The following is a 14,626-nucleotide window of genomic DNA, read 5'->3' as shown; positions in this document are numbered from 1 at the left end:
GACGGCGAGCCTCATTGAATCGCCGCCGCCGGCCGTGTGCGCACCGTCTCGGCCGCGAGCGCGGCAACGACGTCGCCGAGCGTGGTAACGGGACGGAGCGCCAGAGTCGAGCATTCGAGGTCACCCCCTCCGGCCGGCAGAATGGCGCGGTTGAAACCCAGCTTCTCCGCCTCCTTGAGGCGCATCGCCGTCTGCGCGACCGGTCTCACGGAACCCGACAGGCTGACCTCGCCGAAATAGACCGTCTCGCGCGGCGCCGCCACGCCGGCGCGCGAGGAGACGAGGGCCGCCGCGACGGCGAGATCGGCTGCGGGTTCGGAGAGGCGAAGACCGCCGGCGACGTTCAGATAGACATCGTAGGCCCCGAATTGAAGCCCGCAGCGGGCATCGAGCACGGCGAGGATCATCGCGAGCCGGCTCGGATCCCACCCGACCACTGCGCGCCGCGGCGTTCCGAGCGCGCTCTCGGCGACGAGGGCCTGCACTTCCACGAGCAGCGGCCGGGTGCCCTCCATGCCCGCGAAGACCGCCGTTCCGGGGCTCGTCGAATCGCGCTCGCCGATGAAGAGCATGGAGGGGTTCGCGACCTCGGCGAGGCCGCTCCCCGTCATCTCGAACACGCCGATCTCGGAGGCGGGCCCGAACCGGTTCTTCACGGCGCGGAGCACCCGGAACTGGTGGCCCTGGTCGCCCTCGAAATAGAGCACCGCGTCGACCATGTGCTCCACGACGCGCGGCCCGGCGATCTGCCCGTCCTTGGTGACATGGCCGACGAGAACGACGCAGGCGCCCGACTTCTTGGCATAGCGGATCATCGACTGCGCCGAGGTCCGCACCTGCGTCACCGTGCCGGGCGCGCTTTCCACCAGCTCGGTCCAGAGCGTCTGCACCGAATCGACGACGACGAAATCGACCGCCGCTCCGCCTTCGAGCGTGGCGACGATGTCCTCGACCCGGGTCTCCGACGCGAGCTCGACAGGGGCGTCGCGCAGGCCGAGGCGGGCGGCGCGGAGGCGCACCTGATCGATCGCCTCTTCGCCGGAGACGTAGATCACGCGCCGACCCTGGCGGGCGAGCGCGGCGGCCGTCTGGATGAGAAGCGTCGACTTGCCGATGCCGGGATCGCCGCCGACGAGCAGCACCGAGCCCGGCACGAAGCCGCCGCCGGTCACCCGGTCGAGCTCGCCTATCCCCGAGACCGTCCGGGGCAGTTCCGCGGATTCGCCGGAAAGCGGGACGAGCGGCACCGAACGGCCGCGGCCGGTCCGGAGCGCGACCGGTGCCGCCACCGGCGCCTCCTCCTGGAGCGTGTTCCACTCGCCGCAGGCATCGCATCTGCCCTGCCAGCGCGGGGAGAGCGCGCCGCAGGCGGCACAGACGAATTGGGCGCGGGCGCGCGCCATCAGCCGCCTTCCCCGCCGAGATGGCGACGGGCGGCGCGACGGCTGAGGCCGGTCAGCAGCTCGTAGGCGATGGTGCCCGACGCGGCCGCTGCCTCGTCGATCGGGATGGTCGGGCCGAACAGCTCGGCCCAGTCGCCCGGACGTATTGCTCCCGACGGGAGTCCGGTAATGTCGGCCGCGATCAGGTCCATGGAAATCCGCCCGAGAATCGGTACCGCGCGGCCGCCGATCGCGACCGCCGCGGGCGGGAGCGCGCCCCTGCCGGCGCTGCGCGGATATCCGTCGGCATAGCCAGCCGACAAGATGGCGATTCGCGTGTCCCGCGCCAACTTTTCCGTTGCGCCGTAGCCGACCGTCTCGCCGGCCGGCGCCGCGCGGACCTGAAGGATGCGCGCCTCCGCTGTCACGACCGTCTCGCTCCGTCCCCCGGGCCGGCAGCCGCCGCCATAGAGCGCGATGCCCGGCCGCACCAGGTCGAAATGGTAAGCGCGGCCGAGATCGATGGCCGCGGAATTCGCAAGCGATCGGCGGACGCCCGAAAGCTGCGCGGGCAGGGCGCGGAAGCGGGCGAGCTGCGCCGCGTTCAGCGGGTGATCCGGCTCGTCGGCGCAGGCCATGTGCGTGATGACGAGATCGATCCCGGCGCGCGCGACGAGATCGGCCGGAAGCGCCTCGGCCTCCTCGGGGCGGAAGCCCAGCCGGTTCATGCCGGTGTCGACGTGGAGGGCGGCCGGCCCGCCGCCCCTGGCCGCCCATGCCTCGAGCTCCGTCCGGTGACCGAGCACGGGGCGGAGGGCGGCGCCGCCGAAGAGCGCCGCCGCGTCCGGGAAGAAGCCGTTGAGAACGTAGATCGCCGCCTCCGGAGCGAATGCCCGCAGCCGGGCGCCCTCCTCCGGCAGCGCGACGAAGAAGGTGCGGCAGCCTGCCGAAACGAGCGGCGGGACGGCATGCGACACGCCGATGCCGTAGGCGTCCGCCTTCACGACGGCGGCGCATTCGGCCGGCGCGGTGCGTCCGGCGAGCCGGCGCCAGTTCCGCACCAGCGCGTCGAGGTCGATGGTGAGGCGCATGCCGGCTGCATGCGCGGATGCCAAGGCCTCGGGAGGGGCCGGCCGGGGCCATTCTTGCGGCGCAGTGGTCATGCGCGTCGGTACGGTCCCATCGTGGCCGGGCAGTGGCGGGGGGCCCGCCGCGGCCGGCTCAATCGTAGCGGGCCGGCATCCGGTCCTCCTGCGCGAGCGAGGAGAAGCGCGTGACGTCGGCATCGAACTGCAGGGGAACGGTTCCGGTCGGGCCGTGGCGCTGCTTGCCGACGATCACCTCGGCGCGTCCGACGAGCTGCTCCATCTCGGCCTGCCACTTGAAGAACTCCTCCGTGCCTTCCTTCGGCTTCCGGTTCTTCACGTAATATTCCTCGCGGAACACGAACATGACGACGTCCGCGTCCTGCTCGATCGAGCCCGATTCGCGGAGATCGGAGAGCTGCGGCCGCTTGTCGTCGCGCGATTCGACCTGGCGCGAGAGCTGGGAGAGCGCCATGACCGGAACGTTGAGCTCCTTGGCGAGCGCCTTCAGGTTCGTGGTGATCTCGGTGATCTCCTGGACCCGGTTCTCGGAGGAGCGCCGGCTCGAGCCCTGCACGAGCTGGAGGTAGTCGATCACCAGGAAGTCGAGCCCGCGCTGGCGCTTCAGCCTGCGCGCCCGGGCCGCGAGCTGGCCGATCGAGATGCCGCCGGTCTGGTCGATATAGAGCGGGATCCGGCTCATCTCCTGCGCCACCTCGACGATGCGGTCGAACTGGTCCTCGTGGATCGCGCCGCGGCGGATCTCGGAGGAGGGCACGCCGGCCTGCTCGGCGAGGATGCGGGTGGCGAGCTGCTCGGAGGACATTTCGAGCGAGAAGAAGCCGACGATCCCGCCGTCGACCGTCTTTATCGCGCCGTCGGGCTGCTGCTCGCCGCGCCAGGCGCGCGCGATGTTGTAGGCGATGTTGGTCGCGAGGGAGGTCTTGCCCATGCCCGGTCGGCCGGCGAGCACGATCAGGTCGGACGATTGCAGACCGCCCATCAGGCGGTCGAGGTCCTCGAGCCCCGTGGCCAGACCCGACAGGTGGCCGGTCCGCTTGAAGGCCGCGCCGGCCATGTCGATCGCGGCCTTGAGCGCCTCGGTGAAGCTCTGGAACCCGCCATTGTAGCGGCCCGTCTCCGCGAGCTGGAAGAGCCGCCGCTCCGCTTCCTCGATCTGCTCGCGCGGGGCCATCTCCACCGGCGCGTCATAGGCGAGGTTCACCATCTCCTCGCCGATCGTGACGAGCGAGCGGCGGATCGCGAGGTCGTAGATGGTGCGCCCGTAATCCTGGGCGTTGATGATCGTCGTCGCCTCGAAGGCGAGCCGGCCGAGATATTCCGCCACCGTGATGTCGCCGACCGCCTCGCGCTCCTTGAGGAACGACTTGATGGTCCGCGGGTCGGCGACCTTGCCCATCCGGATCAGCTGGGAGGTGCGTTCGTAGATCTGCCGGTGCAGCGGATCGTAGAAATGCGCCGGCTCAAGGAAGTCCGAGACGCGATAGAACGCCTCGTTGTTGATCAGGATCGCACCGAGAAGCGCCTGCTCCACCTCGATGTTGTGCGGGCTCTGCCGCGGTAGAGGCTCGGCGGCGGTAAGGGCATGGGCTGCGAGGGTCATCGCTCTTCTTCGAGGCGGCTGTCGGAGTTACCCTCCGGGTCATACCGGGATCGGCGCGCCGCGCCGAGGCCGTAACGCAATCCCGGAAGGAGAGCGCCCGCTATTCAGCGCGACGCGGAAATCTCCGACAGGAAGGCTTGATTCGTCATTCGCCGGCAAGGCGAATCGATTCGCCCTCGTTGCCCGCTTCCTCGATCGCCCGCTCCGCGGCCTCGATATAGTTGCGCGTCAGCGGCACGGCGTCCTGCTTCGGCGACATCTGGATCTGGAAGACCACCAGGTCGCCGCTCCGGAAGGCCGCCTCGGAGCCGGCGAGATAGAATTCCCACATCCGGCAGAAGCGCTCGTCATAGATCGCGGCGGCCTCGTCGCGCCGGGCCATGAAGCGCTGGCGCCAGGCCTTCAGCGTCTCGGCATAATGCAGCCGGAGGATCTCGATGTCGGTGACGATCAGGCCGGACCGCTCGATGATCGGGAGCACTTCGGAAAGCGCCGGCGTATAGCCGCCGGGGAAGATGTACTTCTCGATCCAGGGATTCGTGGAGCCCGGCCCGTCGGTCCGCCCGATCGAATGGAGAAGCATCACGCCTTCGGGCTTCAGGAGCTTGGCGCTGGTCTGGAAGAACTCCTGGTAGTGCCCGACGCCCACATGCTCGAACATGCCGACCGAGACGATCCGGTCGAACTGCCGGTCGAGGAGGCGGTAGTCCTTCAGCTCGAAGACCGCGCGTTCGGCAAGCCCGAGCGCGCGCGCCCGCTCGTTGGAGACGCGGTGCTGTTCCGTGGAGAGCGTCACGCCGGTGACCGACGCTCCCGTCCGCTCCGCCATGAAGAGGCCGAGCCCGCCCCAGCCGGAGCCGATGTCGAGCACCTCGAGCCCGGGCTCCAACAGGAGCTTCGCCGCAATGTGCCGCTTCTTCGCCCATTGCGCCTCTTCGAGGTCGCTCTCCGGCGTCTCGAAATAGGCGCAGGAATATTGCAGGTCGCTGTCGAGGAAGAGACGGTAGAGGCGTTCGTCCAGATCGTAATGGTGCGCGACGTTGCGCCTCGCGCGGAACCTGTTGTTGTTCTGGACGATACGGCGCTTGAGATAGCGCAGCCTCGCCAGCACCTCCATCCACTCGGTCGGCCGCTTGCCGCGCCAGTTGTCGTTGACGAAGAGCAGGAAGTCGATCGGCCGGCCCGGCAGGAAGTCGAGCTCGCCGCCCATGAACTCCTCGCCGACCGCGAGCTCGGGGTTGAGGAGGAACGCCCATTCGGCGGCCTTCGTATGGAAATTCAGATTGGCCTCGTGGCCGTCTCCGTTGCCGATCGTCGTCTTCGTGCCGTCCGCCCAGGTGACGTGGAGGGTCCCACGCTTGAGGGCCCCCTGCATGAGCGTCTTCAGCAACGGGTTCATTCCGGCACTCCGCTCATCTCGCTACGCCTCGTCGAGTTTTCGGAAAGGCTATTCGCCGCGTCCGCGCCTCGCAAGCCGTTCCGGTGCATGTCACCTCTGAACAAAAAAGGGCGCCCGACGGACGCCCTTTTCCTCTGTTCGCTTGGCCGGGAGGTCAGGCCCCGGTTTCGGAAGCAGCCTCGTCGCCGGCTTCCTCCTCAGGTTCCGGCTCTTCCGGCTCCTGGAAGGCCTCGCGGGTGGTGAGGTCCTCGCCGCGCACCTGGCGCTCGGCCTCGTCGGCCGAACGCGCGACGTTGACGACGACCTGGACCTCCACCTCCGGATGGAGGGCGATCTCGATCTCGTGCAGGCCGATCGTCTTGATCGGGCGATCGAGCCGCACCTGCTGGCGCTCGACGGTGAAGCCGCCCCCGGTCGCCGCATCGGCGATGTCGCGCGTGGAGACGGAGCCGTAGAGCTGGCCGGTCTCGCCCGCCTGGCGGATGATCACGAAGGTCTGGCCGCCGAGCTTCTCCGCGACGCTCTCGGCCTCCTTGCGGGCCTCCAGGTTGTGGGCCTCGAGCTGCGCCTTGTCCCGCTCGAACCGCTTGCGGTTCTCGTCGGTCGCCCGCAGCGCCTTCTTGCTCGGCAGCAGGAAATTCCGTGCGTAGCCGTCGCGCACGCGCACCACTTCGCCCATCTGGCCGAGCTTGGCGACGCGCTCCAGTAGAATCACTTCCATCGTCTTCTCCTCGCTGTCCCGCTAGCGCGGTTAGAGCCGGTTCCGGTCCGGCCCAGCAGATGCGCTCCCGGCGGGAGCGCTCACTTGATCACGTAGGGCAGCAGGCCCAGGAAGCGGGCGCGCTTGATCGCCTTGGCGAGCTCGCGCTGCTTCTTGGCGGACACCGCCGTGATGCGCGACGGCACGATCTTGCCGCGCTCGGAGATGAAGCGCTCGAGCAGCTTCACGTCCTTGTAGTCGATCTTCGGCGCGCCTTCGCCGGAGAAGGGGCAGGTCTTGCGGCGACGGTGGAACGGGCGCCGGGTCGGAAGCTGTGCGATATCGACCATCGTTCTTACTCCTCGTCCTCGCGGCGCCGCTCGCGGTCGCGGCGGCGGCGGTCGTCGCGCTCCTTCTTCTGCATCTGCACGGAGGGCTCGTCCTCGAGCTCCTCCACCCGCACCGTCAGGAAGCGGATCACGTCCTCGTTGATGCCCATCTGGCGCTCCATCTCGGCGACCGCCGTGTGCGGCGCGTCGATGTTCATGAGCGTGTAGTGCGCCTTGCGGTTCTTCGCGATCCGGAAGGTGAGGCTCTTCAGGCCCCAGTACTCGGTCTTGCCGACCGAGCCGCCGCCCGTCTCGATGACGCCCTTGAACTGCTCGACGAGCTCGTCGACGCGCTGGTTCGAGACGTCCTGGCGGGCCAGGAACACGTGTTCGTACAATGCCATTCTGGTCTTGCCTTTCCAGTTCGCCGGCCCAGCGCGGAGCCTCGTCGAAGCCTCATGGCGGCGGAACGCCGCGGGAAAGGCCCTGACGTCTTCGAGAGCGGAGACACGGGAAACGGGTCCTTGTGGACCCCGCGGGCGACGCCCGCTTTCCGTTCAGCCCCCGGCCGAAGCCGGTCGTGGCGCCTTTATAGGGACGTTGGCGGCGAACACAAGGCCCGCTCCTTCGCGCCGCGGCTCAATCGCCCTGGCCGGGGGCGGGGGAGAAGTACTTGTCAAGCTTGCCGGCCTCGCCGTCATGGGCCTTGGCGTCCTCGGGCGGGTCGCGCTTGACCGTGATGTTCGGCCATTTGTCGGCATAGTCGGCATTGAGCGTGAGCCAGGCGTCGAGGCCCGGCTCGGTGTCGGGCCGGATCGCGTCGGCCGGGCATTCCGGCTCGCAAACGCCGCAGTCGATGCATTCGTCCGGATGGATGACGAGCATGTTCTCGCCCTCGTAGAAGCAGTCCACCGGACACACCTCGACACAGTCCATGTACTTGCACTTGATGCAGTTCTCGGTGACCACATAGGTCATGGCTGTCTCCGCGTCGGCCGCCTTCGCGCATGCGCAGAAAAGTGGTATCTGGAATATGACTTTCTGCTAGACCAAGCGGATGCCGGACGCAAGGTGCGGCCAGCTCCGGGAGGCGCGGTGCGACTGACGCTCTATACGGATTATTCGCTGCGGCTCCTCCTTTACCTGGCGGTGAAGCCGGACGGCCTGGCGACCATAGAGGAGGTCGCGAAGGCCTACGGCGTTTCGCGCAACCATCTGATGAAGGTCGCCCACGAGCTCGGCCGGGCCGGTTTCGTCGCCACCGTGCGCGGGCGGGGCGGCGGGCTGCGCCTGGCGCGCCCGCCCGAGGCGGTGTCGGTCGGCGAGGTGGTCCGCTTCGCCGAGGACGACTTCAGGCTGGCGCTCTGCTTCGAGCCGGGCGCCGCCGCCTGCGCGATCTCGCCGGCCTGCCGCCTGCGCGGCGCGCTCGCCGAGGCGCGGAATGCGTTCCTCGCCGTTCTCGACGGCTACACGCTCGCGGCGATCGCGGAGCCGGGCGATCCGGTCCGGGCCCTGCTGGGGATAGCCGCAGGTCCGCGTCCCGCAATGGGAACCCACGCTTGACATATCTTTTTTGACGGTGTGGATCGCCTCGCAAATTCGCAGGGACGGAGACGACATGGCCAGCGCATTCATCTTTCCCGGTCAGGGCAGCCAGGCCGTGGGGATGGGCAAGGCGCTCGCGGAGCAGGTGCCGGCGTCGCGCGCTGTCTTCGAGGAGGTCGACGATGCGCTCGGCGAGCCGCTCTCCAGGCTGATCTTCGAGGGACCCGAAGCGGAGCTGACCCTGACGCGGAACGCCCAGCCGGCACTGCTCGCGGTGAGCATGGCGGCGCTTGCGGCTCTTCGGGAGCGGGGCGTCACGGTCGAGCGGCACGCGGCCTATGTGGCCGGCCATTCGCTCGGCGAATATACGGCGCTGGCGGCCGCTGGGAGCATCGCGCTCGCCGATGCCGCCGTCCTGCTGCGAACGCGCGGCGAGGCCATGCAGAGCGCGGTGCCGGAAGGGCAGGGCGCGATGGCGGCGCTTCTCGGCCTCGATTTCGAGGCGGCGCGCGAGGTCGCGCGCGAGGCCGAGCAGGGCGAGGTCTGCGCGGCGGCGAACGACAATGCGCCCGGCCAGGTCGTGGTGTCCGGGAGCAGGGAGGCGGTCGCCCGCGCCGTCGGCATCGCCAAGGCCCACGGCGCCCGCCGCGCCATGATGCTGTCCGTCAGCGCCCCGTTCCATTGCGCGCTGATGAGCCCGGCCGCCGAGGTGATGGCCGAGGCGCTCGCGCGCGTCGCCATCCACCCGCCGGTCGTCCCGCTCGTCTCGAACGTGCTCGCCTCCGCGCTCACCGATCCGACCCAGATCCGGCAGCGCCTGGTCGAGCAGGTCACGGGCACGGTGCGCTGGCGCGAATCGGTCGCCTGGCTCGCAGGCGAGGGGGTCGGCCTCTTCGTGGAGATCGGTGCGGGCAAGGTCCTGACGGGACTGGTGCGCCGGATCGCCCCGGATGCCGACGCGATCGCGGTCGGCACGCCGGAAGAGGCCGACGCGGCCGCAGCCCGGCTCGCCACCTGAGGGAGAGGAACGCTCATGTTCAGCCTGGAAGGTCGCCGCGCCCTCGTCACGGGGGCGAGCGGCGGGATAGGCGGTGCGATCGCCGCAGCGCTCCATGCGCAGGGCGCGGTCGTCACCCTGTCCGGAACCCGGACGGAGGCGCTCCGCGCGCTTGCCGAAAGGCTCGGCGAGCGCGTTCACCTGGCGGCAGCCGATCTCGGCGATGCCGCGGCGGTGGACGCCCTCGTGCCGCGGGCCGAAGAGGCGATGGGCGGGCTCGACATCCTCGTCAACAATGCCGGCCTCACCCGCGACGGCCTCGCCATGCGGATGAAGGACGAGGACTGGCAGATCGTGCTGCGCGTCAATCTCGAGGCGGCGTTCCGGCTTTCCCGGGCCGCGCTTCGCGGAATGATGAAGCAGCGCTTCGGCCGGATCGTGGGGATCACCTCGGTCGTCGGCGTCACCGGCAATCCCGGGCAGTCGAACTACGCCGCCTCCAAGGCGGGCCTCATCGGCATGTCTAAGGCGCTCGCACAGGAGGTCGCGAGCCGCGGGATCACGGTGAACTGCGTCGCGCCCGGGTTCATTGCGAGCGCGATGACGGACGCGCTCAACGAGAAGCAGCGCGAGGCGATTCTCGGCAGGATACCGGCGGGACGGCTTGGCGACGGGACGGATGTCGCCGCCGCGGTCGTGTACCTGGCGAGCGACGAGGCCGGCTACCTCACGGGACAGACGCTCCACGTCAATGGCGGGATGGCCATGATCTGAGCGCGGGTCCGGAACGCCGCGACGCGCGGCGGGAGTCCCGCAGGACCGGTGTTCCGGCTTCTGGTCAAGGCGCAGGAAACATGTTAACGACCGCGCAACTGGCCTTGAAGGCGCCCGGCAGCAACGTTTCTAATCGTCTGCCGGGTTTTGTAATGACGGGCCGCAAGGGCCATTCTTTCGAAGGAAGATGCGGATGAGCGACAACAACATCGAAGCGCGCGTGAAGAAGATCGTGATCGAGCACCTCGGCGTCGAAGAGGAGAAGGTCACCAAGGACGCGAGCTTCATCGATGATCTCGGCGCCGACAGCCTTGATACCGTTGAGCTCGTCATGGCCTTCGAAGAGGAGTTCGGCGTCGAGATCCCGGACGATGCGGCCGAGACGATCCTGACCGTGGGCGACGCCGTTCGCTTCCTCGAGAAGAGCACGGCCTGAGGGCCGGGCGGTACCGATCGCATCCTTTCTGATGAGACGCGTCGTCGTCACAGGCCTGGGCATGGTGACGCCGCTCGGCAGCGGCGTCGAAGTGACCTGGTCCCGTCTGCTTGAGGGGCGCAGCGGAGCCTGCCGCGTCTCGGAGTTCGAGGTCGACGATCTGCCCTGCCAGATCGCCTGCCGGATTCCCCGCGGGGACGGCTCCGCCGGCACCTTCAATCCCGACCTCTCGATGGAGCCGAAGGAGCAGCGCAAGGTCGACGATTTCATCGTCTACGCGATGGCTGCTGCCGACGAGGCGATCGCCGATTCCGGCTGGCAGCCGGACACGGAGGACGACCAGGACGCCACCGGCGTGCTGATCGGCTCGGGGATCGGCGGCATCGGCGGCATCGTCGAGGCCGGCATCACGCTCCACGAGAAGGGGCCCCGGCGGATATCGCCCTTCTTCATCCCCGGCCGGCTGATCAATCTCGCCTCCGGCTACGTCTCCATCAAGCACGGGCTCAAGGGGCCGAACCACTCGGTCGTGACGGCGTGCTCGACCGGGACGCACGCGATCGGCGATGCCGCGCGCCTCATCGCGCTCGGCGATGCCGACGTCATGCTCGCCGGCGGCACGGAATCGCCCGTGAGCCGCATCTCGCTCGCCGGCTTCGCCGCCTGCCGCGCGCTCTCCACGCATTTCAACCAGGATCCGCAGCGGGCCTCGCGCCCCTATGACAGGGAGCGCGACGGCTTCGTCATGGGCGAAGGCGCGGGCGTGGTGGTGCTCGAGGAATACGAGCACGCCAAGGCGCGCGGCGCGAAGATCTATGCCGAGGTCATCGGCTACGGGCTGTCCGGCGACGCCTATCACATCACGGCGCCTGCGCCGGACGGCAGCGGCGCCTATCGCTGCATGAAGGCGGCCCTCAAGCGGGCGGAGGTCGATCCCTCCGAGATCGACTACATCAACGCCCACGGCACATCGACGCCGCTCGGCGACGAGCTCGAGCTCGGCGCGGTGGAGCGCGTCATGGGCAACGCCGCATCGGAGCTCTGCATGTCGTCGACGAAGTCGGCGATCGGCCATCTTCTCGGCGCGGCAGGTGCCGTCGAGGCGATCTTCTCCATCCTCGCCATCCGCGACAATGTCGCGCCGCCGACCATCAATCTCGACAACCCATCGATGGAAACGCCGATCGATCTCGTCCCCAACGCGGCGAAGCAGAGGCAAATCGACGTCGTGCTGTCCAATTCGTTCGGCTTCGGCGGCACAAACGCGTCCCTCGTGCTCCGTCGGGTCTGAGCGCTCCCGGTTTCGCCATATTCGAAGCTAGGGTCGCCGGATGGGGCCGAACCAAGAGGGATGATGAGCGAGGACTCCGATCGAGAGGACGGTGCCGGAATCCCTGGCGGGGGCGAGCAGCCGAGCGCGCCCGCGCCGGAGGCGCCGCGCCGCCGCATCAGCCCGAAAAGCCCCCGCCAGGCCATTCAGCCGGAGCGCGCCCCGCCCATGCCTGCGCGCTCGAAGCGGGCGCGGCACCCGCTCGTGGTGGTCCTGAACTTCTTCTTGATGGCGTTCGTCGTGGTTGTCCTCGGCGTCGGGGCGGCCCTCTATTTCGGCAAGTCGCGCTTCGTCGCCCCGGGCCCGCTCGCCGAGACGACCAACGTCCTCGTTGCGCGGGGCGCCGATCTCCCCTCGATCGCGCAGCTTCTCAAGCGGCAGAACGTCATCGACAGCGAGCTGCTCTTCTCCGCCGCGGTCCGCGCCTACAAGCAGGAGGGCAGGCTGAAGGCGGGCGAATACGAGTTCAAGCCGGGCGTCAGCATGCGCGAGGTGATGGATACGCTCGTCTCGGGGCGGTCGATCCTGCACTCGTTTACGGTCGCCGAGGGGCTGACGAGCCTGCAGGTCGTGGACCGCCTCCGGGCGAACGATATCCTTGTCGGCGACATAGACGAGGTCCCGCCCGAGGGCTCCCTGCTGCCGGAGACCTACAAGTTCACGCGCGGCACGACGCGCCAGGAACTTCTGAACCGCATGAAGCGGGACCACGAGAAGGCGGCGAAGGAGATCTGGGCGCGCCGCTCGCCGGATCTTCCGATCGACAATTTCCGGGATTTCATCACGCTCGCCTCGATCGTGGAGAAGGAGACCGGCCGCGCCGACGAACGTCCGCGCGTCGCCGCCGTGTTCATAAACCGCCTCAAGAAGAACATGCGGCTGCAGTCGGACCCGACCATCATCTACGGCCTGTTCGGCGGCAAGGGAAAGCCGGCCGACCGGCCGATCCTGAAGTCGGACCTGACCCGGGAGACGCCTTACAACACCTATACGGTCGCCGGCCTGCCGCCGACGCCGATCGCCAATCCGGGCCGCGAGGCGATGGAGGCGGTCGCCAATCCGTCCCGCACCGACGAGCTCTATTTCGTCGCCGACGGGACCGGCGGGCACGTCTTCGCGAGCTCCCTCGACGAGCACAACCGCAACGTCGCGCGCTGGCGCAAGATCGAGGAGGCGCGCCAGGCTGCGATCGAGGCGGCGGGCGGCAAGGCCGCGCCGGTCGACCAGATCGCGGTCGACGGCGTCGGCGACCAGCCCGGCGTTCCCGCTGCAAAACCGGATTGAGGCCGTCCGGGCGGGTTGTTGCCGGGCGGCTGCGCCGCTAGGGTCCGCCGCGATTTCGGCGGGTGCGGATTGCGATGGACCTCAACAGCATGACCGGCTTCGCCCGCACGGCCTTCGAGGCCGGCGGCGAGCGCTATGCCTGGGAGCTGAAGAGCGTCAACGGGCGCGGTCTGGAGCTGCGCTTCCGGCTGCCGCCCGGGCTCGATGTTCTGGAGCCTGACCTGCGGCAGCTCGCCCGCGAGCGCCTGGCGCGCGGCAGCTGCCAGTTCGGCCTGGTGCGGGAGGGGGCTGCCGAATCGGCCCCGGTCCGCATCAACGAGGCGGTGCTCGTCCTCGTCCTCGCACGCGCCCGCCGGCTGGCCGACGAGGAAGGGGTCTCGCCGCCGAGCGCCGACGGCCTTCTGTCGCTGCCAGGCGTCGTCGAACAGGCGCAGGCGCCCCTTTCGGAAGGGGAGGCCGAGGCGCGCGACGCCGCGATCCGGCGTGCCTTCGAGGAGGCGGTGGCGGATCTCGCGGCTGCGCGGCGGGAGGAAGGTGCCAGGCTCGGGCGGATCCTGCGCGAACTCGTCGGCGGCATTGCCGGCCTCGTCGACCGGGCGGCGGCGCTCGGCGCGGACGCGCCGGAGCGGCTGCGCGCGCGCATCGCGGAGCAGGTGGAGATGCTGACGGGAGCGGGAGCCGCCCTCGATCCCGAACGGCTTCACCAGGAGGCGGTCCTCGCCGCCACCCGCGCCGACATTCGCGAGGAGATCGACCGCCTGCGGAGCCACCTGGAGAGCGCGGGAGCGCGCCTGCGGGAGGGCGGCGCCATCGGCCGGCGCCTCGACTTCCTGGCCCAGGAATTCAACCGCGAGGCGAACACGCTCTGCGCCAAGGCGTTCGACAGCCGGCTCTCCGCGCTCGGGCTCGAGCTGAAGACCCTCGTCGACCAGTTCCGGGAGCAGGTGCAGAACCTCGAATGAATTCCGAACCGCCGCCTTTGCCCCGCCGCGGGCTCATGTTCGTGCTGTCCTCGCCTTCGGGCGCGGGCAAGTCCACGCTGACCCGCCTCCTTCTCCAGGAGGACCGCGACCTCCAGCTCTCGATTTCGGTGACGACGCGGGCGCGCCGGCCGAGCGAAGTGGAGGGCCGGCACTACCATTTCATCGACCGGGAGGAGTTCGCGCGCATGCGGGCGCACGGCGACCTCCTCGAATGGGCGGAGGTCCACGGCAATTTCTACGGCACGCCGCGCGCGCCGGTGGAAAGGGCGCTCGCCCAGGGCCGCGACGTCCTCTTCGACATAGACTGGCAGGGAACCGAGCAGCTCTGCCGGGACGAGGCGCTGGCGCAGGACATCGTGCGCCTCTTCGTCCTGCCGCCGAGCTTCCGCGAGCTGAAGGCGCGCCTCGAGCGCCGGGCCGAGGATTCCGCGGACGTGATCGAGCGGCGGCTCCGCAACGCGATCGTCGAGATCGGCAAGTGGTTCGAGTACGACTACGTGATCGTCAACCACGATCTCGAGCGATCCTTCCAGGCGGCCCGCTCGATCCTGATCGCCGAGCGCTTCCGCCGCACGCGCTTCACCGAACTGTCCGATTTCGTGAGCGGGCTCCTCGCCGAAGGCGAGGCGCTCCTCGGCGCCCCGGAGCCCGAGGACTCCGCCGCGAAGCCCTAGAGCGGAATCCGATCAGGTTGCATCATACCCTGCCGCTTTGAAGTAGTTGGCGCATTCGGCTGGTGGGAAGAGATCGATGAGGCG

At 69.1% G+C, this 14,626-nt stretch carries 16 protein-coding genes; 8 read left to right on the top strand and 8 right to left on the bottom strand.

From position 1 onward, the window contains the following. Positions 1-11: 11 nt before the first annotated feature. From radA to fdxA, 8 genes are all read right to left on the bottom strand, one after another. Positions 12-1,403 carry a DNA repair protein RadA gene (gene radA / locus E4O86_RS11955; protein ID WP_161140772.1) on the bottom strand — a complete coding sequence of 464 codons (1,392 nt, stop codon included), beginning with the start codon at positions 1,401-1,403 and terminating at the stop codon, positions 12-14. Then, the gene (gene alr, locus E4O86_RS11950; RefSeq protein WP_246206360.1) at positions 1,403-2,473 is read right to left on the bottom strand and encodes an alanine racemase; all 1,071 of its coding nucleotides are present in this window, start codon (positions 2,471-2,473) and stop codon (positions 1,403-1,405) included. Before alr ends, radA begins: the two co-directional genes overlap by 1 nt. A gap of 130 nt (positions 2,474-2,603) precedes the next feature. Further along, positions 2,604-4,091 carry a replicative DNA helicase gene (locus E4O86_RS11945; protein ID WP_161140770.1) on the bottom strand — a complete coding sequence of 496 codons (1,488 nt, stop codon included), beginning with the start codon at positions 4,089-4,091 and terminating at the stop codon, positions 2,604-2,606. A 145-nt stretch (positions 4,092-4,236) separates the two neighbouring features. Beyond that, positions 4,237-5,490: a cyclopropane fatty acid synthase gene (locus E4O86_RS11940; RefSeq protein ID WP_161140769.1), complete on the bottom strand. Its 1,254-nt coding sequence runs from the start codon at positions 5,488-5,490 to the stop codon at positions 4,237-4,239. A gap of 154 nt (positions 5,491-5,644) precedes the next feature. Beyond that, on the bottom strand, positions 5,645-6,211 hold the full coding sequence (gene rplI, locus E4O86_RS11935) for a 50S ribosomal protein L9 (RefSeq protein WP_161140768.1): 567 nt from the start codon (positions 6,209-6,211) through the stop codon (positions 5,645-5,647). 80 nt (positions 6,212-6,291) lie between these two features. Further along, on the bottom strand, positions 6,292-6,540 hold the full coding sequence (rpsR, locus tag E4O86_RS11930) for a 30S ribosomal protein S18 (RefSeq protein ID WP_161140767.1): 249 nt from the start codon (positions 6,538-6,540) through the stop codon (positions 6,292-6,294). 5 nt (positions 6,541-6,545) lie between these two features. Then, positions 6,546-6,923, bottom strand: a complete 378-nt coding sequence (gene rpsF, locus E4O86_RS11925) for a 30S ribosomal protein S6 (RefSeq protein WP_161140766.1) — start codon at positions 6,921-6,923, stop codon at positions 6,546-6,548. 235 nt (positions 6,924-7,158) lie between these two features. Next, on the bottom strand, positions 7,159-7,497 hold the full coding sequence (gene fdxA, locus E4O86_RS11920; RefSeq protein WP_161140765.1) for a ferredoxin FdxA: 339 nt from the start codon (positions 7,495-7,497) through the stop codon (positions 7,159-7,161). 117 nt (positions 7,498-7,614) lie between these two features. On the opposite strand from fdxA, the gene E4O86_RS11915 reads away from it, so the two are divergent. The 8 genes from E4O86_RS11915 to gmk all read left to right on the top strand — a co-directional run bounded on the left by E4O86_RS11915 (position 7,615) and on the right by gmk (position 14,542). After that, positions 7,615-8,082, top strand: a complete 468-nt coding sequence (locus tag E4O86_RS11915) for an Rrf2 family transcriptional regulator (protein ID WP_343039150.1) — start codon at positions 7,615-7,617, stop codon at positions 8,080-8,082. 55 nt (positions 8,083-8,137) lie between these two features. Beyond that, positions 8,138-9,082 carry an ACP S-malonyltransferase gene (gene fabD / locus E4O86_RS11910; RefSeq protein WP_161140763.1) on the top strand — a complete coding sequence of 315 codons (945 nt, stop codon included), beginning with the start codon at positions 8,138-8,140 and terminating at the stop codon, positions 9,080-9,082. Positions 9,083-9,097: 15 nt separating this feature from the next. Further along, the gene (gene fabG, locus E4O86_RS11905) at positions 9,098-9,835 is read left to right on the top strand and encodes a 3-oxoacyl-[acyl-carrier-protein] reductase (RefSeq protein WP_161140762.1); all 738 of its coding nucleotides are present in this window, start codon (positions 9,098-9,100) and stop codon (positions 9,833-9,835) included. Between the two features lie 193 nt (positions 9,836-10,028). After that, the gene (locus tag E4O86_RS11900; RefSeq protein WP_161140761.1) at positions 10,029-10,271 is read left to right on the top strand and encodes an acyl carrier protein; all 243 of its coding nucleotides are present in this window, start codon (positions 10,029-10,031) and stop codon (positions 10,269-10,271) included. 31 nt (positions 10,272-10,302) lie between these two features. Then, a complete protein-coding gene (fabF, locus tag E4O86_RS11895) occupies positions 10,303-11,562 on the top strand; it encodes a beta-ketoacyl-ACP synthase II (RefSeq protein ID WP_161140760.1) in 1,260 nt (419 codons plus the stop codon). A 63-nt stretch (positions 11,563-11,625) separates the two neighbouring features. After that, positions 11,626-12,885, top strand: coding sequence for an endolytic transglycosylase MltG (mltG, locus tag E4O86_RS11890; protein ID WP_161140759.1), 1,260 nt, complete (start codon positions 11,626-11,628; stop codon positions 12,883-12,885). 74 nt (positions 12,886-12,959) lie between these two features. After that, entirely contained in the window at positions 12,960-13,847 is an 888-nt protein-coding gene (locus tag E4O86_RS11885) for a YicC/YloC family endoribonuclease (RefSeq protein ID WP_161140758.1), read from the top strand. Further along, the gene (gmk, locus tag E4O86_RS11880) at positions 13,844-14,542 is read left to right on the top strand and encodes a guanylate kinase (RefSeq protein WP_161140757.1); all 699 of its coding nucleotides are present in this window, start codon (positions 13,844-13,846) and stop codon (positions 14,540-14,542) included. The genes E4O86_RS11885 and gmk overlap by 4 nt, the downstream gene beginning before the upstream one ends. Positions 14,543-14,626: the final 84 nt, after the last annotated feature.

The organism is Propylenella binzhouense (assembly GCF_009866965.1).
Lineage (GTDB): Bacteria > Pseudomonadota > Alphaproteobacteria > Rhizobiales > Afifellaceae > Propylenella > Propylenella binzhouense.
Note: the sequence above shows the minus strand (reverse complement) of the source record. Positions and strands in the feature narration are given on the sequence as shown.